The organism is Cupriavidus sp. 09_S30 (assembly GCF_056930435.1).
Genome location: NZ_JBXOWI010000001.1, coordinates 2,792,911 through 2,813,836 on the forward strand (window position 1 = coordinate 2,792,911; position 20,926 = coordinate 2,813,836).

Consider the following 20,926-nt stretch of genomic DNA (forward strand, 5'->3'; position numbering starts at 1 on the left):
GCCCCACTCTTCCTATAATGAGAGCCTCAGCGAAGTGATCCGGAACATGAACAAGGCGTTTGTCAAAGAGTCGTCCGGCGAGGATGAGGACGACCTGCCGGAAGGCGCAGCCCCGCTGCCGCCCGGCACCAAGAACTACATCACCGCGCAAGGCTATCAGCGCCTGCGCGACGAACTGATGCAACTGATCGACGTGGAACGACCCGAGGTCGTGCAGGTGGTGTCGTGGGCGGCCTCCAACGGCGACCGCTCCGAGAACGGCGACTACCTGTACGGCAAGAAGCGGTTGCGCGAGATCGATCGCCGCATCCGCTTCCTGACCCGGCGCCTGGACAAGGCCGAAGTGGTCGACCCCTCGCTGCAGGGCGAGAATGACCAGATCTTCTTCGGTGCCACGGTCACCTATCTCAACGGCGCCGGCGACGAGACCACCATCACCATCGTCGGCATGGACGAAGTCGATCTGGACCAGCACCGCGTCAGCTGGATCTCGCCGATCGCCAAGGCCTTGATCAAGGCCCGCGAGGGCGACACCGTGCCCCTGCGCACGCCGAACGGGGTCGAGCAGATCGAAGTCCTGGAAGTGCACTACCCCGCGCGCCTGGCAGGCGGCCAGGGCAAGGCCTGAGCACGGCGCCCTGCCGGCACGGCTTGCTCAACTGTCGTTGCGGTCGCGGAAGATACGGATGACGTCCGGGTCGCGCCGCAGCGCGCGCATCACGTTCGCCAGGTGCAGGCGGTTCTGCACCTGGATGATGAACTGCATATAGGTCGCTTCCTGGTGGACGACGCTCTGCTCCATCGCCACGTGGGCGACGTTGGCGTCGGCCGCGGTCAGGTCGGCGGCCACACGCGCGACGATGCCCTTGACGTTGCGCACCATGATCTTGATCGAGACATCGAAGGGGCGCGTGGTCTTGTGCGCCCACATGACGTCGATCCAGTGCTCAGGATCCTTGCTGTGCAGCCGCTTCGCGACCTTGCAGTCCTGCACGTGGATCTGCAGTCCTTCGCCCTTGCCCAGGTAACCGACGATGGAGTCGCCGGGAATGGGACGGCAGCAGGTCGAGAAGATGATCGACATGCCTTCGTCGCCAGTGACCGCCACTGCCGGCGCTTCCTCGCCGGCAAAGGTCTGCACCGCGGCCATCAGCGAACTGTCGGTGTCGCCTGACAGATCCTGCAGCAGGATCTCCATGCGCTTGGCGACCACCGCCGGCACGCGCCTGCCCAGCGCCAGGTCGGCGAAGATGTCTTCGCGCTGCTTGTTGCCGGTCCACTGGATCATGCGGTCCCAGACCGCGGACGGCACCGCCTTGAGATCGATGCCGAGCTGGCGGGCGGCCTGCTCCAGCAGGCGCTCGCCCAGCTGGATGGCCTCGTCGAGCTTGGTGGTCTTCAGGTAGTGGCGGATCGCCGCGCGCGCCTTGCCGGTGCGCACGAAGGCCAGCCACGCCGGATTGGGCTTGGAGTACGGCGCCGTGACCACCTCGACGATGTCGCCGCTCTTGAGCTCGGTGCGCAGCGGCAGCAGCTCGTTGTTGATCTTGACCGCGACACACTGGTTGCCCAGGTCGCTGTGCACGGCATAGGCGAAATCCAGCGCGGTGGCGCCACGCGGCAGCGCGCGAATATGGCCTTTGGGGGTGAAGACGTAGACCGCGTCCGGGAACAGGTCGATCTTGACGTGCTCCAGGAACTCCTGCGAGTCGCCCGTCTGGCTCTGGATGTCCAGCAGCGACTGCAGCCACTGGTGCGCGTGCTGCTGGATCTCGTTGGCCTGTTCGGGCTGGTGCTTGTACATCCAGTGCGCGGCCACGCCGGCCTCGGCGATCTGGTGCATCTCGCGCGTGCGGATCTGGAACTCCACCGGCGTGCCGAAGGGGCCGACCAGCGTGGTATGCAGCGACTGGTAGCCGTTGATCTTCGGGATCGCGATGTAGTCCTTGAACTTGCCCGGCATGGGCTTGTACAGCGCGTGCAGCGCGCCCAGCGCCATATAGCAGTGCATCTGGGTCTCGACCACCACGCGGAAGCCGTACACGTCGAGCACCTGCGAGAACGACAGCTGCTTGTCGTGCATCTTGCGGTAGATGCTGTACAGCGTCTTCTCGCGGCCCGACAATTCGGCCACCATGCCGGCATCGGCCAGCGACTTCTGCGCGGCCTCGAGGATGCGCTTGACCACCTCGCGGCGATTGCCGCGCGCGGCCTTGACCGCCTTCTCGAGGGTGGCATAGCGGAACGGCGAGCCGACCTTGAACGAGAGCTCCTGCAGTTCGCGGTAGGTCGTGTTCAGGCCGAGCCGGTGAGCGATGGGCGCGTAGATCTCCATCGTCTCGAGCGCGATCCGGCGCCGCTTTTCCGGCGGCACGAAATCGAGCGTACGCATGTTGTGCGTGCGGTCGGCCAGCTTGACCAGGATCACGCGCACATCGCGCGCCATCGCGAGCAGCATCTTGCGGAAGCTTTCCGCCTGCGCCTGCTCGCGGCTCTGGAATTCGAGCTTGTCCAGCTTGGTGAGGCCATCGACCAGTTCGGCGACCTTGGGGCCGAAGCGCTCGGCCAGCTCGCCCTTGGTGATGCCCTGGTCTTCCATCACATCATGCAGCAGCGCCGCCATGATGGATTGCACATCCAGCCGCCAGTCGGCGCACAGCTCGGCCACCGCCACCGGATGGGTGATGTAGGGCTCGCCGCTCTGCCGGTACTGGCCGAGGTGGGCTTCATCGGAAAACTGGAAGGCCTCGCGCACCAGCGCCTGATCGGCGGGCTTCAGGTAGGACAGCTTCTCCATCAACCGGGTGATGGAGATGACCTGCTGGCGCGGCGGTACGGCGGGCTGCGAAGTCGGGCCGAAGAAGTGGCGGTAAGACTGCGCCAGCACGGCATCGATGAACAGCGCGTCGCCGACGGCCTGCGCGGCGGCGGGCGCCGCCGGCCCGGCCGCGGGTTCGGATCCCGCCTGCGCGGACGACTCCTGCTGGCGCGCCTTGGCCTGCGCCATCGGCGGCACCACGGCACGCTCACCCACGACGTCGCCGCCGAGCGGATCCGGCAGGTTGGGTGCTCCGGTACGGGCCGTCATCGGGCCCTGGCCAGGCATGCCGCGCTTGCGGGCTGAGGCGGAACTCGCATCGATTGCCGCCTCAGTGAGCGCTTCGCCACGCGACCCCGCCGGCGCCACGCTGGGGCCGGGCGCTGATGGTACGTGGGAAGGCTGGGAATGAGACATCGGGGCGGCCTCCGGAAACCGGCTCGGTACGCGCTTGCACCATGCGAGGCATTGTCACTGGCCGCCCTGGGAATCAGGTCGGAACCTTCTTCAGCATCTCGATGCCGACCTGGCCGGATGCGATCTCGCGCAGCGCGACGACGGTGGGCTTGTCCTTCGCTTCGACCTTGGGCGTGTGGCCCTGCACGAGCTGGCGAGCCCGGTACGTGGCGGCGAGCGCGAGCTCGAAGCGGTTCGGGATGTGTTTCAGACAATCTTCGACGGTAATACGCGCCATATCAAATCTACCTTGAGACTAAACCTATTCGATGCCTGCCATTTTACAGCACGCGGCCGCAAGCGTTGCCGCAGCCCCGCCGCTCAGTGGATGCCGAGCTCGACAAAGAGCTCGGTGTGCCGCGACTTCTGCGCCGAAAAGCGCAGACGGGTCGCGCGAACGAGGCTGCTGAGCTCGTCGAGCGCTTGCTCGAACACCTCGTTGATGATCACGTAGTCGGACTCGGACGCATGCGCCATCTCGCTGCCTGCGGCGAGCAGCCGGCGCACGATGACGTTCGGCTCGTCCTGGCCGCGCTTCTTCAGGCGCTCTTCCAGCGCGGTCAGGGACGGCGGCAGGATGAAGATCTCGATGGCGTTGGAAAAGCGCTTGTGCACCTGCTGCGCGCCCTGCCAGTCGATCTCGAGCAGCACGTCGTTGCCCTGCGCCATCTGGTCCTCGATCCACACGCGCGAGGTTGCGTAGTAGTTGCCGTGCACCTCGGCCCATTCGAGGAATTCATCGCGCGCACGCGCCGCGCGGAATTGCTCGGTGCTGACGAAGTGGTACTCGCGGCCATCCTGCTCGCCCGGGCGCGGCGCGCGCGTGGTGTGCGAGATCGACAGGCGGATGCTCGGATCGCGCGCCAGCAGCGCGTTGACCAGCGTGGACTTGCCCGCGCCCGAGGGGGCCACCACCATGAACAGGTTGCCGGGATAGGCGTTGTCGAGGGCGCTTGTGGACGATTCGTTCATGATGATTCGGTAATGCCAGGGTGAAGATGAATTACGGTTGTGGCAGCCGCCGCGCCATGCAGCGGCTGCCGGGAAAAATGTTTCGGACGTCTGCTTATTCGAGGTTCTGGACCTGTTCGCGCATCTGCTCGATCAGCAGCTTCAGCTCCATCGAGGAGTCGGCAAGCTCTTTCGCGGCGGCCTTGGAGCCCAGCGTGTTCGCCTCGCGGTTGAGCTCCTGCATCATGAAGTCGAGCCGCTTGCCGACCTGCCCGCCCTTCTTCAGGATATGCCGCGTTTCGTTCAAGTGTGCCTGCAGGCGTGCCAGCTCCTCGGCGATGTCGATGCGGATGCCATAGACGGTGGCTTCCTGGCGGATGCGCTCGGCGATCTCGTCGCGGCTCATCGACGGCATGCCATTGGGTGCAGCCAGGTTGAAGGCTTCCTGCAGGCGCTCGGTCAGCTTGTCCTGGTGGTGCGCGATCAGCTGGGGAATGGTCGGCGTCAGGCGCTCGACGATGGCCAGCATCGCGTCCACGCGCTCGAGCAGCGTCGCCTTGAGCGCCTCACCCTCGCGCCGACGTGCCTCCAGCAGCTGTGCCAGCGCCTCTTTGGCCGCGCCGGTCACCGCCTCGCGCAGCGCTTCCTGCGACAGTTCGGGCTCGACCAGCACGCCGGGCCAGCGCAGGATCTCGCCCATGCGCAGCGCGCCCGCCTCGCGGAAAGTGGCCGCCACGGTGCTCTCGAGCGCGCGGATCTGCGCCAGCAGGCCGTCATTGAGCGCCAGCGTGGCACCGCCGGCATCGGCGCGCTGCAGGTTGATGCGGCATTCCAGCTTGCCGCGCGACAGCTCGGCCATCAGCATCTCGCGCAGGGCGGGTTCGAAGGCGCGGCATTCTTCCGGGGCCCGGAACAGCAGGTCGAGGAAGCGCGAGTTGACGGTGCGGAACTCGACCGAGACGGCGGCCGTCCGGCCGCTGGCCTCGCCCTGCGCGTTCGTCAGCGGCGCCTGGCGCGTCGCGGCGCCGTAGCCAGTCATGCTGTGGATCATTGGATATTCTCGCGAATGGGCCGGCTCGCGCCGGTGCGGCGGACAGCCCGCGGCCAGCCGGGCGGCGCCGGAAAAAGACGGCCAAAAAGGCCCCTATTTGTGTTCTTTACAAGTAACTGATTAGCCGGGACAATCCGGAGGCCATCCAGGTCCCCGAATCCCATGACAGAGTCCAAGGGCGCTACACAACCGAAGAGTGCACCGCTGCCCATCGGCACGCTGCTGTCCAACTATCGTATTGTAAAGAAGTTGGCCAGCGGGGGGTTCAGTTTCGTCTACCTGGCCACCGACGAGACCGGCACGCCAGTCGCCATCAAGGAGTACCTGCCGGGCTCGCTGGCCCGCCGCAGCCCGGGCGAACTGATCCCGGTGGTGCCGGAAGAGAACGCCGCCTCCTTCCGGCTCGGACTCAAGTATTTCTTCGAGGAAGGCCGCTCGCTGGCCCACATCTCCCACCCCAGCGTGGTGCGCGTGGTCAACTTCTTCCGCGAAAACGGCACCGTCTACATGGTGATGAACTATGAGATGGGCAAGACGCTGCAGGAACACATCCTGCAGGCGCGGCAGCAAGGCCGCAGCAAGGTGCTGCGCGAGCATTTCATCCGCAAGGTCTTCCACGCCCTGATGAGCGGACTGCGCGAGGTCCACATCCACAAGCTGCTGCACCTGGACATCAAGCCCGGCAACATCTACCTGCGCGAAGACGAATCGCCGATCCTGCTCGATTTCGGCGCGGCCCGGCAGACCCTCACCATGGAAGCGGCACGCTTCCAGCCGATGTACACGCCAGGCTTCGCCGCCCCCGAACTGTACGGCAAGCACAACGAGCTGGGACCGTGGAGCGACATCTACAGCCTGGGCGCCACCCTCTATGCCTGCATGGCCGGCATGCCGCCGCAGGAAGCCAACCAGCGCGAGAAGGACGACCGCATGGGCGACGCCCTGACCCGCCTGCGCACCAGCTACACCGGCGGCCTGGTCGACCTGGTCGAGTGGTGCCTGAAACTGCCGCCGTCGGAACGTCCCCAGAGCGTGTTCCGCCTGCAGAAGGAGCTGCGCGAGCAGACCAATGCGCTGAGCGAGCAAGCCGCCACACCGCCTCCCGCCCCTGCCGAGAAGCAACCGACCACTCGGCTGAGGACGCTGCTGCGCCGCCGCGAGGACAGTGCACCGGCCACGCGGCCCAAGCGCACAGGCAGCAGCGGCGACTGAAACGGGAGCGCCCGCCCGGCGCGGACCCAGAAGCTCGGACGCGCCTTGCACTGCACTTGCAGCCATGCTTTCGCCCGAATCCCGCTATGATGAAGATGGCGCCCGCGGAATCGCGCATCCCTGACGCCACCACCCACGAACCGAATCCGAACCAGCCAACATGCGATTTTCCGTATATCAGGAAAGCCGAAAAGGCGGCCGACGCAGCAACCAGGACCGCATGGGCTATTGCTTCACGCGCGATGCGCTGTTGATGGTGCTCGCCGACGGCCTGGGCGGCCATGCGCTCGGCGAGGTCGCCGCGCAGCAGGCGCTGCAGACACTGGCCCACCAGTTCCAGGCGCAGGCACGCCCGGCCATCCGCAATCCTGCCGATTTCCTGCAGGATTCGATCATGCTGGCCCACCGGCAGATCCACCGCTACGCCGAAGCCAAGCGCCTGGCCGACATCCCGCGCACCACCGTGGTCTGCTGCCTGGTGCAGAACGGCCAGATCCACTGGGCGCACGCCGGCGACTCCCGCCTCTATCTGATGCGCCGCGGGCAGCTGCTGACACGGACGCGCGACCACTCCAAGATCGAGAACCTGCTGCAGCAGGAACGGGTGCTGCCGATGGAGGTGGCCAACCACCCGGAGCGCAACAAGCTTTACAACTGCCTGGGCTCCCCCAACCTGCCGCTGATCGACATCGGCGGCCCGCTGCGGCTGGAACCGGGCGACGTGGCACTGCTCTGCTCCGACGGCCTGTGGGGCAGCCTGGAAGAAAAAGTGCTGGTGGATACGCTCAGCCAGCTCTCCGTGGTGCATGCGATCCCTGACCTGATCGACCAGGCGCTGCGCAATGCCGGCGAAGGTGCCGACAACACCACGGCAATCGGCATGATGTGGGAACTCGACTCGCAGGCCGCCAGCGAAGACGCCGTAATGACCGACACGCTGCCGCTCAATGCCTTCACCACCTCCATCCTGGAGCGCGACGGCAATGAGGGCGACCTGCTGTCCGAAGAAGAAATCGAGCGCTCCATCGCGGAGATCCGCGCCGCGATCGACAAGAGCAGCAATCTGATGCGCTAGTCCACTGAATCATTGAAATGGGAGGTGAAGGACATGCCATGCGGGAGTCAGCGCTAGGCGCAAAGCGCAGCAATAGCACGGCTATTGCGAGCATTTGCAACGACGCGATGAGCCCGCATGGCGTGGCAGGCACCGACCGATTTCAGTGATTCAGTGGACCTGACGGGACGGCCACCTTTGGGCGGTGGCTGGCCGCCGGCGGTAGAATCCGGGTCTCGATACCGATTCTGAAGACGATACAGCCATGCGACCCAGTGGACGCGCAGCCGACGCGCTGCGCCCGATCAGCCTGACCCGCCACTACACCCGCCACGCCGAAGGCGCGGTCCTGAGCGCCTTTGGCGATACCAAGGTGCTGTGCACCGCCAGCGTGCTGGCCAAGGTGCCGCCGCACAAGAAGGGCAGCGGCGAGGGCTGGGTCACCGCCGAGTACGGCATGCTCCCGCGCGCCACCCACACGCGCTCGGACCGCGAGGCCGCGCGCGGCAAGCAGACCGGCCGCACCCAGGAAATCCAGCGCCTGATCGGGCGCGCGCTGCGCTCGGTCTTCGACCTGCCGGCGCTGGGCGAATACACCATCCAGCTCGACTGCGACGTACTGCAGGCCGACGGCGGCACCCGCACCGCGGCCATCACCGGCGCCTTCGTCGCCGCCCACGACGCGGTTTCCATGATGCTGCGCGACGGCCTGATCGCGGCCAGCCCGATCCGCGACTTCGTCGCCGCGGTCTCGGTCGGCATGGTCGACGGCGTACCCGTGCTGGACCTCGACTATGCCGAGGACAGCAGCTGCGACACCGACATGAACGTGGTGATGACCGGCAGCGGCGGCTTCGTCGAGGTGCAGGGCACGGCCGAGGGCACGCCCTTCGCCCGCGCCGACCTGGAAGCCATGACGCGCCTGGCCGAGGCCGGCATCGCGCAACTGGTGCGCTACCAGCGCGAGGCACTGGCGGTCGCATGAAGGAGGAAGCCATGCAACGCCTGGTCCTGGCCTCGAACAATGCGGGCAAGCTGCGTGAGTTCGGCAGCCTGCTGGCCCCGTTCGGCTTCGAGGTGGTGCCCCAGGGCGAGCTCGGCATCCCGGAAGCCGAAGAGCCGCACGTGACCTTCGTCGAGAACGCGCTGGCCAAGGCGCGCCACGCCAGCCGGCTGTCCGGCCTGCCGGCGCTGGCCGACGACTCGGGCATCTGCGTCGATGCGCTCGACGGCGCGCCCGGCGTCTACTCGGCCCGCTACGCGCAGCTGGTGGGCAAGGAGAAGAGCGACGCGGCCAACAACACGCACCTGATCTCGCAGCTTGCCGGCAAGCTCAATCGCCACGCGCAGTACTACTGCGTGCTGGTGCTGGTGCGCCATGCCGACGACCCGCGCCCGCTGATCACCGAAGGCAGCTGGTCAGGCGAAGTGGTCGACGCCCCGCGCGGCGCCGGCGGCTTCGGCTACGACCCGCACTTCCTGCTGCCGCACCTCGGGCGCACCGCGGCCGAGCTGAGCGCCGAGGAGAAGAACGTGATCAGCCATCGCGCGCTGGCCCTGCGGGCCCTGGCGAACCGGCTCTGCGAACACGGCCTGCAGGACGCGCTGCCATGATCCCGATCCGCCCCGTGCCGGCCACGTCCGCGCCGGCAGCCACCGGCACGCCGGACCAGGCCCGGCAACTCTGGCTGCAGCCCGGCCAGATCGCCCTGCCCGCGCTGCCGCCGCTATCGCTGTACGTGCACGTGCCCTGGTGCGTGCGCAAATGCCCCTATTGCGACTTCAATTCGCATGCCGCCCCCGGCGGCGAAGGCAGCCAGGAGATTCCCGAGGAGGCCTACCTCGACGCGCTGCGCGCCGACCTGGAACAGTCGCTGCCGCTGGTGTGGGGACGCCAGGTGCACACCGTCTTTATCGGCGGCGGCACGCCCAGCCTGCTGTCGGCGCAGGGGCTCGACCGGCTGCTGTCCGACATCCGCGCGCTGCTGCCGCTGGACGCCGATGCCGAGATCACGATGGAGGCCAACCCTGGCACCTTCGAGGCCGAGCGTTTCGCCAGCTATCGCGCCAGCGGTGTCAACCGCCTGTCGATCGGCATCCAGAGCTTCAACGACGGCCATCTCGCTGCGCTCGGGCGCATCCACGGCGGCGCCGAGGCGCGCCGCGCGGTGGAGATCGCGCTGGCCAACTTCGACAACGTCAACCTCGACCTGATGTACGCGCTGCCCGGGCAGACGCTGCAGGAATGCGGGCAGGACCTGGAAACGGCGCTCGGCTACGGCACCACGCACCTGTCGCTGTACCACCTGACGCTGGAGCCCAACACGCTGTTCGCCAAGTTCCCGCCGGCGCTGCCCGACGACGACCTGCCCAGCGACATGCAGGACCTGATCGAGACGCGTACCGCCGAGGCCGGCTACCGCCACTATGAGACCTCGGCCTACGCGCGGCCGCACCGCGAATCGAGGCACAACCTGAACTACTGGCGCTTCGGCGACTACCTCGGCATCGGCGCCGGCGCGCACGGCAAGCTGTCCTTCGCCAACCGCGTGCTGCGCCAGATGCGGCACAAGCATCCGGCCACCTACATGGCGCAGGCCATGGCGGGCAATGCCGTGCAGGAAGCGCACGACGTGCCGGCGGCCGACCTGCCTTTCGAGTTCATGCTCAATGCGCTGCGGCTGACGGACGGCGTGCCGGCCTCCAGCTTCTACGACCGCACCGGGCTGCCGCTGCACACCATCAGCCGCGAGCTGGCGGCTGCCGAGGCCAAGGGGTTGCTGGAAGCCGACCTGTCGCAGATCCGCCCGACCGAACTGGGCCGGCGCTTCCTCAATGACCTGCAGGAGATGTTCCTGAAGGCATGAGGCCCGCCTGAATGCGAAAACGGCGCCGCATGGCGCCGTTTTCGTACCTGGGCGCCCGCGTGGGCGCCGCTTCGCTGTTAGTAGGGCCTCGCCATGTCGTTGGCCACCTGGGCGCGCGTGCCAATGCGCAGCGCGCTCACGTCCCGCTGCGTGACGGTGGCCATGCGGCCGTCATCCAGGCGCACGTTGACGCGATAGACGGTATCCGTGGCCGTACCCACGCGCTTCTCGACCTGGTTGCCCGCGAGAGCGCCCAGCACGGTGCCGCCGATGGTCGCGACGGTCTGCCCCGAGCCGCCGCCGATCTGGTGGCCGATCAGGCCGCCCGCGGCGCCGCCGATCAGCGTGCCGACTATGCCCGAGCTGTTCTTTGTGGTGGTGATTGGCTCGATCGACTCCACGCGCCCGTAGAACACCGAGCCCTGAGGCGCCTGGTAGGTGTTGCCCTGTTGGCCCTGTTGGCCCTGATAGCCCTGCTGGCCCTGGTAGCCGGCGGTCTGCGGCGGCGCGTTGTATCCGCCGCCGTAGCCGCCACCATAGCCTCCGCCGGGTGCCGCGCAGCCCGCCATGCCTGCCGTGGCGGCCACCGCCGCGATACCGAACCAGATCTTTCCTTGCATATGTTTTTCTCCTCAAGAGTCAGGCCGGAGCCACCGCCATTGCGCATCCCCGGGCCTGGGACATCGGTAGGAGCAGACCACATGGCGCAAGGTTCCGCAAGCCGGCGGAAATGTCACGGCCTCTGCACGGTGACAAGCGTTTCGCGCGCCCCGGGAAGCGCCCGCCCTTGCTATAATGCGCGGCCTGGCCAGCACCGGGTTCCGCGCTACAATGCGCGCACATTTCAGGAGACGTGGCCGAGTGGTTTAAGGCAGCAGTCTTGAAAACTGCCGATGGGGTGACCCATCCGTGAGTTCGAATCTCACCGTCTCCGCCAATTCCCAGCCGACCTGCTCGGCCCCCGCCGAAGCGCATGCTAGCCGGGGAAGCCGGTCGCGAACGGTACGCAATGTCACTCAGGTGCTGCATGTGTACCGGTTGTTATCGAATCCTTGCCCGATCCCCGCACGCGCGGGATCACGACACGGCCGACGGCCTGTCCTGCGCATTCGCAGCGCGCACCTGTCACGCACGCCGCTTCAGCGCTCGCGTACCAGCAGACGATACGCATCCTCTTCCGTGATATCCAGGCGATAGCCGTGCGCCAGGGCGCGCGCACAAGGGCGCGCCGCGTGCAGGCCGGCGTGGCGGATCTGCTCGCGATAGGCTTCCAGCTCGAAGCGCAGGCGCCAGCGCCGGCTCAAGAGGTACAGCGGCCCCATCAGGCCGAAGGTGCGCCAGAACTGCCTGACGTGCACCTTTTCATGGGCGAGCAGGGCCGCGCTGGCGCCGGGCCGCAGCAGGATCAACGGGCCGGGCGCAAAACCGTCGAAACCGCGCGGAATGCACCAACGGGTCTCGATCAGCAGGCAGACGGGCGAAAGCAGGACACGGATCATCCGCTACAGCATACGCCGTGCGGAACGCCGACGGGCACGCGGTCCTTGGCACCGAGGCGTGCCGCACGGCTCGCGGCATGCCGCCCGCCCGCGCGGCACGCCGGACTTGTTGACTTAGTCCACCGTGATCTTGCCGGTCTCGATGACGGTCTTCCAGCGCTGCAGTTCCTGGTGCTCGAACTGCGTGAACTGCTCCGGCGTGTTGGCCACCACCTCGAAGCCGCTCTCGGCGAGCTTCTGCCGCATGCCCGGCTCGTTCAGCGCGCCGACCAGCGCGGCGTGCAGCCGCGACTTGACATCGGCCGGCAAGCCGCGCGGCGCGGCCACGCCCTGCCAGGAATACACCTCGACATCCTTGACGCCGGCCTCGGCCATGGTGGGCACATCGGGCAGCACGCTGGCGCGCTTGTCGGCGGTGACGGCGAGCGCCTTCAACTTGCCCGCCTTGATGTGCTGAAGCACCGCGTTGATGTTCTGGAAGGACAGGTCGGTCTGGCCCGCCAGCAGGTCCGAGATGGCCGGGGCGCCACCCTTGTAGGGCACATGCAGGCCGCTGGTACCGCTCTTCTGCCAGAACAGGGCTGCCGTCAGGTGATCCGATGAACCGGTGCCGGACGAGGCGAAGGCGACCTTGCCCGGGTTCTTCTTCATGTAGGCGATCAGCTCACGTACATTGCCGGCGGGGAAATCCGCCCTGGCCACCAGCACGTTGGGCGCGCGCACCGCGACCGTCAGCAGGTCGAAGTCCTTGACCGGGTCATAGGCCAGGTGCTTCTGCAGGAAGGGGTTGACCGCGTACACACCGATCGAGGCCACCATGATCGTGTAACCGTCGGCCGGGGCACGCTTGACCATGGCCGCGCCGATGGCGCCGGTCGCGCCCGGCCGGTTGTCGACCACGAAGGGCTGGCCCAGCTTCTCGTTGAGCGGCGGGGCGAGCATGCGCGCGATGGTATCGGTCGAGCCGCCTGCCGGGAACGGCACGATCACCGAAACGGCCTTTTGCGGCCAGGACTGCGCCGCGGCGGCCGCGACGGGTGCCAGGGCGGCGAGCGCGGCGACAGCGGACAATGCCAGCGCGGCGCGGCGCCCCAGGCACCATAGGGATTGCCGCAGGCGGCCGCCAGCAGGCCCGCCTACGGCGGGCCGGATCGATTGGAACATGGTGTCTCCTCCTTGTTTCTTCTATCGACTTCGGTCGGAAATCGCGGCCAGGCCGCGCGGGTTCACCTCACCATGCAGGGCGCCTTGTTATTGAAGCGCCAGCCGGGGATCAGGTATTGCATGGCGGCCGCGTCATCGCGGGCGCCGAGGCCCATGCGCTGGTAGCACGCGTGGGCCTGCTCCAGTTGCGCCATGTCCAGTTCGACGCCCAGCCCGGGCGCGGTGGGCACCTGCACCATGCCGCCCTCGATCTGCAGCGGCGACTTGGTCAGGCGCTGGCCGTCCTGCCAGATCCAGTGCGTGTCGATGGCGGTGATGCGCCCCGGGGCGGCGGCGGCCACGTGCGTGAACATGGCCAGCGAGATGTCGAAGTGGTTGTTCGAGTGCGAGCCCCATGTCAGGCCCCATTCCGCACACATCTGCGCCACGCGCACCGAGCCCTGCATGGTCCAGAAGTGCGGATCGGCCAGCGGGATATCCACCGCGCGCAGGCGCACGGCATGGCCCATCTGCCGCCAGTCGGTGGCGATCATATTGGTCGCGGTCGGGAGGCCGGTGGCGGTGCGGAACTCGGCCATGATCTCGCGGCCGGAATACCCCTCTTCCGCGCCGCAGGGATCCTCCGCGTAGGCAAGCACGCCATGCTTGTCGCGGCACAGACGCACCGCCTCGGCCAGCGACCACGCGCCGTTCGGGTCCAGCGTGATGCGCGCCTTGGGAAAACGCTCGGCCAGCGCGATAACGGCTTCCATCTCCTCATCACCGCGCAGGACCCCGCCCTTGAGCTTGAAATCGTTGAAGCCGTAGCGCGCATGGGCCGCCTCGGCCAGGCGCACGATGGCATCCGGCGTCATGGCCGCCTCGTTGCGCAGCCGGAACCAGTCATTGCCCGCCTCGGCCTCGCTGCCGGTCTCGCTGCGATAAGGCAAGGGCGTGCGCTGCCGATCGCCGATGAAGAACAGGTAACCCAGCATCGCCACGGCATCGCGCTGCTGCCCTTCGCCGAGCAGCGCCGCCACCGGCACGCCGAGGTGCTTGCCAAGCAGGTCCAGCAGCGCCGCCTCCAGCGCCGTGACGGCATGGATGGCGATACGCAGGTCGAAGGTCTGCAGGCCCCGGCCACCGGCATCGCGGCTGGCAAAGGCGGCGCGCGCACGATTCAGCGTGGCCTGGTAGTTGCCGATCGGCTGGCCGAGCACCAGCTCGCGCGCATCCTCCAGCGTCTGGCGGATCCCCTCGCCACCGGGCACCTCGCCCACGCCGGTATTGCCGGCGCTGTCGCGCAGGATGACGATATTGCGCGTGAAGAACGGCCCATGCGCGCCGGACAGGTTCAACAGCATGCTGTCGGCGCCCGCCACCGGCACCACGGTCAGTTCGGTGACCACCGGGGTGGCGGAGCAGGAGGAGCGGGAGGCGCCGTCGGCCGCGGGCGCGTGGATGTGCTGGGATGCTGGCATGATTGCCTGGTCTCCGGAAGCGCCGAACCCGCCACGCCTAAGAGGCGCCGGGCTCGGTCCATATATGTTATCAGTCGTCGTATGACTTGTTGCGCAGTATAATGAGCGCATCGAGAACCGGTCAAGCCCCGCCCGCCATCATGTCGAACCCTGCGCTCGCCCCCTCCCCTACCCTGCGCCGCCGCGGCCGCACGCTGGCCGAGGAGGCCGTCGGCAACCTGACCGAGCGGATCCACCAGGGTCAACTGAAGCCCGGCGATAAACTGCCCACCGAATCGGAGATCATGGCCGCACTGGGCGTGAGCCGCACCGTGGTGCGCGAGGCACTGTCGCGGCTGCAGGCCAGCGGGCTGGTGGAGACTCGCCACGGCATCGGTACCTTCGTGCTGGAGCGCCCGGCCGAATCCGCCACGCCGTTCCGCCTCGACCCCGCCATGGCGGGCACGGCGATGGACGTGCTGGCCATGCTGGAATTCCGCGTCAGCCTGGAGGCAGAGGCTGCCAGCCTGGCCGCCATGCGGCGCAGCGACGCCGAACTGGCCGACATGCGCCGCGCGCTCGACGAACTGGAGCGCACGGCCGCCGAGGGGCAGGACTCGGTCGGCTCGGACTTCGCCTTCCACCTGGCGATCGCGCGCGCCACCGGCAACCGTTACTTCACCGACATCATGGCCCACCTGGGCACCATGGTGATCCCGCGCAGCCGTCTGCACGTCAGCGCGCCCGAGCGCGCGCAGTACCTCGAGCGCGTCAACTTCGAGCACGAGAATATCTACGACGCTATCGAGCGGCGCGATCCCGAGGCCGCCAAGGCCGCCATGCGCATGCACCTGACCAATAGCCGCGAACGCCTGCGCAAGGCCTCGGCCGCGCTGGGGAACGAGGCCTGAGCATGGCCTGCCCGTCGCTTGCGGCGGTATATTCTATGTTGTAGGATGTCTTATCTCAATTCGCTCGAGCCGCGTGCGCGCCCGAGCGCCTGCGGCCGGCCCGACCTGGGCCGGCGCCGCCAACTCCCCTGCAGGAAGACTCCGATGACAATCACCGGCGACATGCTGATCGGCGCCAGCGCCGTGCGCGGCCAGCAAACCCAACTTCACTCCATCAACCCGGCCACCGGCGAAGCCCTGCCCCCGGTTTTCGGCGGTGGCGGCGAAGCGGAGGCTGAGCGCGCCTGCGCGCTCGCGGAAGCCGCCTTCGACGCCTACCGCAGCACCGCGCCCGAGACTCGCGCCCGGCTGCTGGAAGCTATTGCCGCGGGCATCGAGGCGCTGGGCGATGCACTGATCGAGCGCGCCCATGCGGAAAGCGGCCTGCCCGTGGCGCGGCTGCAGGGCGAACGCGCCCGCACCGCCGGCCAGCTGCGCCTGTTCGCCCGCGTGCTGCGCGACGGCCGCTGGCAAGCGGCCACGCTGGACAGCGCGCTGCCCGAGCGCACGCCGCCGCGGCCTGACCTGCGGCTGCAGAAGATCGCGGTAGGCCCGGTGGCCGTGTTCGGCGCCAGCAACTTCCCGCTGGCCTTCTCGGTGGCCGGCGGCGACACGGCGTCGGCGCTCGCTGCCGGCTGTCCGGTCGTGGTCAAGGCCCACTCGGCCCACCTTGGCACATCCGAATTGGTCGGGCGCGTGATCCAGAAGGCGGTGGCCGATGCCGGCCTGCCCGAAGGCGTGTTCTCACTGCTGGTCGGTGCCGGCACCTCGATCGGCACCGCGCTGGTGGCGCACCCCGCCATCCAGGCGGTCGGCTTCACCGGCTCGCGCGCGGGAGGACTCGCCCTGGTGCAGACCGCCAACAGCCGCGAGCAGCCGATTCCTGTCTATGCGGAGATGAGCAGCATCAACCCGGTCTTCCTGCTGCCGGCCGCACTCGAAGCGCGCGGCAGCCAGATCGCGCGCGACCTGGTCGACTCCCTGGTACTCGGCGTGGGCCAGTTCTGCACCAACCCCGGCCTGGTCCTGGCGCAGCAAGGCGCCGCGCTGGATGCCTTCCGCCAGGCCGCCGTCACGGCGCTGCAGGACAAGGCCGCCGCGACCATGCTGACGCCGGGCATCCACCGCGCCTACGAAAGCGGCGTGGGCCAACTGGCCGATCTCGAGGGCGTGCAGCGCATCGGCCTGGGCCAGCCTGCCGGCGGACCCAACCAGGCGCGTGCGGCCCTGTTCGAGACGACGGCGCAATGCTTCCTGGCCGACCACCGCGTCCAGGCCGAGGTCTTCGGCCCCGCTTCGGTACTGGTGGCCTGCCGCGATGCGGACGAGATGCTGGCGGTGGCACGCCGGCTCGAAGGCCAGCTGACCGCCACGGTGCAGGCTGACGCGGCCGACCATGCGCAGGCCCGCGCGCTGCTGACGGTGCTGGAACGCAAGGCGGGGCGCGTCTTGTTCAACGGCTATCCGACCGGCGTGGAAGTGTCGTTCGCGATGGTGCATGGCGGCCCGTACCCGGCCACCTCCGACACGCGCGCCACCTCGGTCGGCGCCAGCGCCATCGACCGCTTCCTGCGCCCCGTCTGCTACCAGAACCTGCCGGCCGAACTGCTGCCGCCCGCGCTGCAGGATGCCAATCCGCTGGGCCTGTGGCGGCTCAAAGACGGCGAGCCAGTGCGGGGCTGAAGCCGCGCCATCGCGTGAAAGCCACGGTGAACGGGACACCGCGGCAAAGAAAAAGGCGGCCTTCACCGGCCGCCTTTTCATTTCACTGCCCGCCACGTCTTAGGCGATCGCGGCCACGGCCTCCGGCTGCGCCTGGCGCGCGCCCTGCTGCGAGCCGCGCGAACGCCCGGAACTGAGATAGTCCGCGATCGAATCCTGCGTGACTTCGCCCAGATAGGCACCCTCTGCATCGAGTACGGGCAGCCAGCTGGTGTTGTGCTGGTACATGCGCGACAGCAGGATGCGCAGGTGTTCGTCGGCGCTCGCGGTGGCGGAGAAGGCCCGCATCACATCGGCGCAGCTGCCCTGCCGCGCGCGCGCATCGCGCCGCGCCACATAGCCCAGCGCGCGCTGGCCGGCATCGAGCACCGGCAGGTGGCGCACGTCGTTGTCGTCCATCATGGCGAAGGCCTCGGCCAGGCTCATGTCGGGGCGGCCCACCGGCGGCATCGTCGCTGCATCGCCGGCCAGCACCAGCAGCAAGCGCTTCAGCGTGTTGTCGTGGCCGACGAAGGCCTGCACGAAATCGTCGGCCGGGTGCGCCAGCAGCGCGTCGGGGTGGTCGAACTGAATCAGCTTGCCGCGCCGGAACACCGCCACCTTGTCGCCGAGCTTGATGGCCTCGTCGATGTCGTGCGACACCATGATCACGGTCTTGCCGAGCTGGCGCTGCATCTGGAAGAACTCGTTCTGGATGCTCTCGCGGTTGATGGGGTCGACCGCGCCGAACGGTTCGTCCATCAGCAGCACCGGCGCATCGGCCGCCAGCGCGCGGATCACGCCGATGCGCTGCTGCTGGCCGCCCGACAGCTCGCGCGGATAGCGCGTCAGCATGCGGTCCGGGTCGAGCTGCACCATGCCCATCAGCTCGCGCGCGCGCTCGCGGCAGCGCCGCTTGTCCCAGCCCAGCAGGCGCGGCACGACCATGATGTTCTCCTCGATGGTCATGTTCGGGAACAGGCCGATCTGCTGGATCACGTAGCCGATCTTGCGGCGCAGCGCCACCTCGTCGATGCCGCTGGTGTCCTCGCCGTCGATGCGCACCGTGCCCGAAGTCGACGGGATCAGCCGGTTGATCATCTTCAGCGTGGTGGTCTTGCCGCAGCCCGAGGGCCCCAGGAAAACGCAGATCTCACCCTTGGGCACAGCCAGGGAAACGGCATCGACGGCGGTCACCACCGAGCCGTCCTTCTGCGAGAACGATTTTGTGAGTCGGTCGAGTTCGATCATATTCAACGGATTCCTTTCGGTGTCAGTGCCTTCTGCAGCCACTGCAGGCAGACGTCGGCCACGATGGCGAGCAGGCTGACGAGGACGGCGCCCACGGCCAGCTTGCTCATATTGCTCTGGCTGATCGCCTGCAGGATCAGCACGCCCAGGCCACCGGCGCCGATGATGGCGGCGATGGTGGCCACCCCGATGTTCATCACCACGGCGGTGCGCACACCGCCCAGGATCACCGGCACTGCCAGCGGCAGGTCCACCAGGCGCAGGCGCTGCCACGGCGTCATGCCGATGCCGCGGCCCGCTTCCTGGATGCCGGGATCGACGTTGGCCAGCGCGGTGTAGGTGTTGCGCATGATGGGCAGCAACGAATACAGGAAGACGGCGGTCACGGCCGGCACATAGCCCAGCGCGTGGCCGAAGCGCGCAAAGATCGGGATCATCAGGCCGAACAGCGCGATCGACGGCAGCGTCAGCACGATGGTGGCCAGCGCCAGCAGGGGCGTGGCGAGGCAGCGGAAGCGCGTGATCAGGATGCCGAGCGGCACGCCGATCAGCACCGCCACGCCCACCGCCGACCCGACCAGCACGAGATGCTCGCCGGTCAGCTTGAGCAAGGTGGGCCAGCTATGGTGAAGGTAGCTCAACAGGTCCATGCGCCCCTCCTCAGATCAGGCCCTGGCTGCGCAGGAAGTCCTGCGCGACCTTGTCCACCGGCTGCTGCTCGATGTCCACCTGGTAGTTCATCGCCGTCATCTTCTCGTTGTCGAGCTTGGCCGACAGCGCATTGAGCAGGTCCGCCAGTTCAGGGTGGCGCGCCAGCGTTTCCTTGCGCACCACCGGCACGGCGTTGTAGGCCGGGAAGAAATGCAGGTCATCCTCGAGCAGCACCAGGTCGAAGCCCTTGACGCGGCCATCGGTGGTGTAGACCAGGCCCAGCTCGACCTGGTCGTTCTTCAGCGCGGTGTAGACCAGGCCGGCATCGAGCTGGATCACGTCGCGCCGCGTGAAGGGCAGGTGGTAAGTGGTCTTGAGCGGCTCCAGGCCGTCGGGGCGCGCGGCGAATTCCATGTCGACGGCAAAGGGGTGGTGCGCGTCGGCGCCGGCATCCCGCATCTTCTGCGCGAACTGCGACAGCGTGGTCACGCCTGCGGCCTCGGCACGCTTGCGCGGCATCGCCAGCGCATAGGTGTTGTTGACGGCCGAGGCATCGAGCCAGACCAGCCCGCGTGCGGCGTCGAGCGCCTTGACGCGATGGTAGCTGGCGTCGGCATCGAGCTTCTCCTCGACCTTGTTGAAAACGATCAGCGCGGTACCGGTGTAGTCCCACACGACATCGAGTTGATCGTTCTCCATGGCCTGCCGCATCAGCGTGCTGCCCAGGCCGGTGGTCAGCTCGGTGTGCAGGCCCTTGGCGTTCAGGTATTGCGAGGTCATCGAGGCCAGGATCAGCTGCTCGGTGAAATTCTTGCCGCCCACGCGCACCGCGTCGGGCTGCGCGCCGGCTGTCGCCGGCATCAGCGCCAGGCCCGCGGCGGCCGACGCCAGCAGCAGGACCAGGCGCGCGGCGGCGCTTCGGATCGATTGCATGAAAAAGACTCCTTCTTGTTCTTGGCGTTCGTCGTGTTGGGTGCCATTCAGCGCCCCAGTCCGCGCCGGCTCAGGTAGAGCTTGCCGGCGGCCGCGAACAGGCCGTCCAGGGTCAGCGCCAGCAGCGCCGTGGCAGCCGCGCCCAGCAAGAGCAGCGGCTGGTTGTTCAGATAGATGCCAGGGAAGATCAACTCGCCCAGGCTGTTGGCGCCGATCAGGAAGGACAGCGGCACGGTGCCGACATTGATCACCAGGCTGATGCGCACCCCGGCCAGGATCACCGGCAGAGCGTTGGGCAGTTCGACTCTCAGCAGCCGCTGTGCCGGCGTCATGCCGATGCCGCGTGCGGCTTCCAGCAACGACGGGGAGACGGTGCGCAAACCCTCGCAGGTGTTGCGCACGATCGGCAGCAGGGAAGCCAGCCAGAGCGCCAGGATGGCGGGCCGCTCGCCGATGCCGAACGCCGCGAGCGCAAGCGCCAGCACGGCCAGCGAGGGCACGGTGTTGCCCACGTTGAAGATCTGCATCAGCCGGTCGGACCAGCGCCGCAAGCAGGGCCGGCTCAGCGCGATGCCGGCCGGAATGCCGGTGGCCAGCGCCAGGCCCATGGACCAGGCCACGAGGCGCAGGTGGTCGGCCACGTCGTAAAACAGGCGATCCTGGTAACGGCGGATGACGTCCACGCCGATCCACGTGGCCAGGGCGGCCAGCGCGGCGAGCGTCACGCATCCCCAGGCCAGCGCCCGCATGGATTGCTTCGACATATTCCCCCTCTTGCCGCGCCGGCTGCAGGCAAAAGGACGGCCTGCCGCCGGAGCGGACGACATGAAGGGCACAAGCGGCTGCGGTGGGGTGCCGCCAGGCCCGGATCAGATTGCATTTCCCGCCATGACCGGCAGGCTGGCCGGTGGACGGACGCAGGGTCTCGC

The 20,926-nt window shown here is 67.9% G+C and carries 20 protein-coding genes and 1 tRNA gene; 9 read left to right on the forward strand and 12 right to left on the reverse strand.

Annotation, left to right across the window (positions count from 1 at the left end):
• Positions 1 to 46: 46 nt before the first annotated feature.
• Positions 47 to 628, forward strand: a complete 582-nt coding sequence (greB, locus tag AC1Z3O_RS13225) for a transcription elongation factor GreB (protein ID WP_483516172.1) — start codon at positions 47 to 49, stop codon at positions 626 to 628.
• Positions 629 to 655: 27 nt separating this feature from the next.
• Here greB and AC1Z3O_RS13230 read toward each other — a convergent pair whose 3' ends face one another.
• From AC1Z3O_RS13230 to AC1Z3O_RS13245, 4 genes are all read right to left on the reverse strand, one after another.
• Positions 656 to 3,088 carry a RelA/SpoT family protein gene (locus AC1Z3O_RS13230; protein WP_483516173.1) on the reverse strand — a complete coding sequence of 811 codons (2,433 nt, stop codon included), beginning with the start codon at positions 3,086 to 3,088 and terminating at the stop codon, positions 656 to 658.
• Between the two features lie 220 nt (positions 3,089 to 3,308).
• Positions 3,309 to 3,512: a DNA-directed RNA polymerase subunit omega gene (gene rpoZ, locus AC1Z3O_RS13235; RefSeq protein WP_006578656.1), complete on the reverse strand. Its 204-nt coding sequence runs from the start codon at positions 3,510 to 3,512 to the stop codon at positions 3,309 to 3,311.
• 83 nt (positions 3,513 to 3,595) lie between these two features.
• Positions 3,596 to 4,246 carry a guanylate kinase gene (gene gmk, locus AC1Z3O_RS13240; protein WP_483516174.1) on the reverse strand — a complete coding sequence of 217 codons (651 nt, stop codon included), beginning with the start codon at positions 4,244 to 4,246 and terminating at the stop codon, positions 3,596 to 3,598.
• Positions 4,247 to 4,340: 94 nt separating this feature from the next.
• On the reverse strand, positions 4,341 to 5,276 hold the full coding sequence (locus AC1Z3O_RS13245; RefSeq protein ID WP_483516175.1) for a YicC/YloC family endoribonuclease: 936 nt from the start codon (positions 5,274 to 5,276) through the stop codon (positions 4,341 to 4,343).
• 162 nt (positions 5,277 to 5,438) lie between these two features.
• On the opposite strand from AC1Z3O_RS13245, the gene AC1Z3O_RS13250 reads away from it, so the two are divergent.
• The 5 genes from AC1Z3O_RS13250 to hemW all read left to right on the forward strand — a co-directional run bounded on the left by AC1Z3O_RS13250 (position 5,439) and on the right by hemW (position 10,409).
• On the forward strand, positions 5,439 to 6,488 hold the full coding sequence (locus AC1Z3O_RS13250; protein ID WP_483516176.1) for a serine/threonine protein kinase: 1,050 nt from the start codon (positions 5,439 to 5,441) through the stop codon (positions 6,486 to 6,488).
• Between the two features lie 160 nt (positions 6,489 to 6,648).
• Positions 6,649 to 7,563, forward strand: a complete 915-nt coding sequence (locus AC1Z3O_RS13255) for a PP2C family protein-serine/threonine phosphatase (RefSeq protein WP_483516177.1) — start codon at positions 6,649 to 6,651, stop codon at positions 7,561 to 7,563.
• Positions 7,564 to 7,807: 244 nt separating this feature from the next.
• Positions 7,808 to 8,527 carry a ribonuclease PH gene (gene rph / locus AC1Z3O_RS13260; protein ID WP_483516178.1) on the forward strand — a complete coding sequence of 240 codons (720 nt, stop codon included), beginning with the start codon at positions 7,808 to 7,810 and terminating at the stop codon, positions 8,525 to 8,527.
• Positions 8,528 to 8,538: 11 nt separating this feature from the next.
• Complete coding sequence (rdgB, locus tag AC1Z3O_RS13265; RefSeq protein WP_483516179.1) at positions 8,539 to 9,156, forward strand: RdgB/HAM1 family non-canonical purine NTP pyrophosphatase; 618 nt, start codon at positions 8,539 to 8,541, stop codon at positions 9,154 to 9,156.
• Positions 9,153 to 10,409 (forward strand): radical SAM family heme chaperone HemW, encoded by a 1,257-nt coding sequence (gene hemW, locus AC1Z3O_RS13270; protein WP_483516180.1) that lies wholly within the window; start codon positions 9,153 to 9,155, stop codon positions 10,407 to 10,409. The genes rdgB and hemW overlap by 4 nt, the downstream gene beginning before the upstream one ends.
• 77 nt (positions 10,410 to 10,486) lie before the next feature.
• On the opposite strand, the gene AC1Z3O_RS13275 is transcribed toward hemW, so the two are convergent.
• The gene (locus AC1Z3O_RS13275) at positions 10,487 to 11,029 is read right to left on the reverse strand and encodes an outer membrane lipoprotein (protein ID WP_483516181.1); all 543 of its coding nucleotides are present in this window, start codon (positions 11,027 to 11,029) and stop codon (positions 10,487 to 10,489) included.
• Between the two features lie 227 nt (positions 11,030 to 11,256).
• Between AC1Z3O_RS13275 and AC1Z3O_RS13280 the strand changes: the two genes are divergently transcribed.
• Positions 11,257 to 11,346, forward strand: a tRNA-Ser gene (locus AC1Z3O_RS13280).
• A 202-nt stretch (positions 11,347 to 11,548) separates the two neighbouring features.
• On the opposite strand, the gene AC1Z3O_RS13285 is transcribed toward AC1Z3O_RS13280, so the two are convergent.
• The 3 genes from AC1Z3O_RS13285 to gudD form a co-directional block, all read right to left on the reverse strand.
• Positions 11,549 to 11,908 (reverse strand): hypothetical protein, encoded by a 360-nt coding sequence (locus AC1Z3O_RS13285; protein WP_483516182.1) that lies wholly within the window; start codon positions 11,906 to 11,908, stop codon positions 11,549 to 11,551.
• Between the two features lie 114 nt (positions 11,909 to 12,022).
• Positions 12,023 to 13,072 (reverse strand): Bug family tripartite tricarboxylate transporter substrate binding protein, encoded by a 1,050-nt coding sequence (locus tag AC1Z3O_RS13290; RefSeq protein ID WP_483516183.1) that lies wholly within the window; start codon positions 13,070 to 13,072, stop codon positions 12,023 to 12,025.
• Between the two features lie 62 nt (positions 13,073 to 13,134).
• On the reverse strand, positions 13,135 to 14,532 hold the full coding sequence (gene gudD, locus AC1Z3O_RS13295) for a glucarate dehydratase (RefSeq protein WP_483516184.1): 1,398 nt from the start codon (positions 14,530 to 14,532) through the stop codon (positions 13,135 to 13,137).
• A gap of 140 nt (positions 14,533 to 14,672) precedes the next feature.
• On the opposite strand from gudD, the gene AC1Z3O_RS13300 reads away from it, so the two are divergent.
• Positions 14,673 to 15,422, forward strand: a complete 750-nt coding sequence (locus tag AC1Z3O_RS13300; RefSeq protein ID WP_483517594.1) for a FadR/GntR family transcriptional regulator — start codon at positions 14,673 to 14,675, stop codon at positions 15,420 to 15,422.
• A 144-nt stretch (positions 15,423 to 15,566) separates the two neighbouring features.
• Positions 15,567 to 17,144, forward strand: coding sequence for an aldehyde dehydrogenase (NADP(+)) (locus tag AC1Z3O_RS13305; RefSeq protein WP_483516185.1), 1,578 nt, complete (start codon positions 15,567 to 15,569; stop codon positions 17,142 to 17,144).
• Between the two features lie 99 nt (positions 17,145 to 17,243).
• Here the strand turns inward: AC1Z3O_RS13305 and AC1Z3O_RS13310 are convergent, their stop codons facing one another.
• The 4 genes from AC1Z3O_RS13310 to AC1Z3O_RS13325 are packed head-to-tail and all read right to left on the reverse strand — an operon-like array spanning position 17,244 to position 20,761.
• A complete protein-coding gene (locus AC1Z3O_RS13310) occupies positions 17,244 to 18,413 on the reverse strand; it encodes an osmoprotectant ABC transporter ATP-binding protein OsmV (protein ID WP_483516186.1) in 1,170 nt (389 codons plus the stop codon).
• Between the two features lie 2 nt (positions 18,414 to 18,415).
• Positions 18,416 to 19,063, reverse strand: a complete 648-nt coding sequence (locus tag AC1Z3O_RS13315; protein ID WP_483516187.1) for an ABC transporter permease — start codon at positions 19,061 to 19,063, stop codon at positions 18,416 to 18,418.
• Positions 19,064 to 19,073: 10 nt separating this feature from the next.
• Positions 19,074 to 19,997 carry a glycine betaine ABC transporter substrate-binding protein gene (locus AC1Z3O_RS13320; RefSeq protein ID WP_483516188.1) on the reverse strand — a complete coding sequence of 308 codons (924 nt, stop codon included), beginning with the start codon at positions 19,995 to 19,997 and terminating at the stop codon, positions 19,074 to 19,076.
• Between the two features lie 47 nt (positions 19,998 to 20,044).
• The gene (locus AC1Z3O_RS13325; RefSeq protein ID WP_483516189.1) at positions 20,045 to 20,761 is read right to left on the reverse strand and encodes an ABC transporter permease; all 717 of its coding nucleotides are present in this window, start codon (positions 20,759 to 20,761) and stop codon (positions 20,045 to 20,047) included.
• Positions 20,762 to 20,926 lie beyond the last annotated feature (165 nt).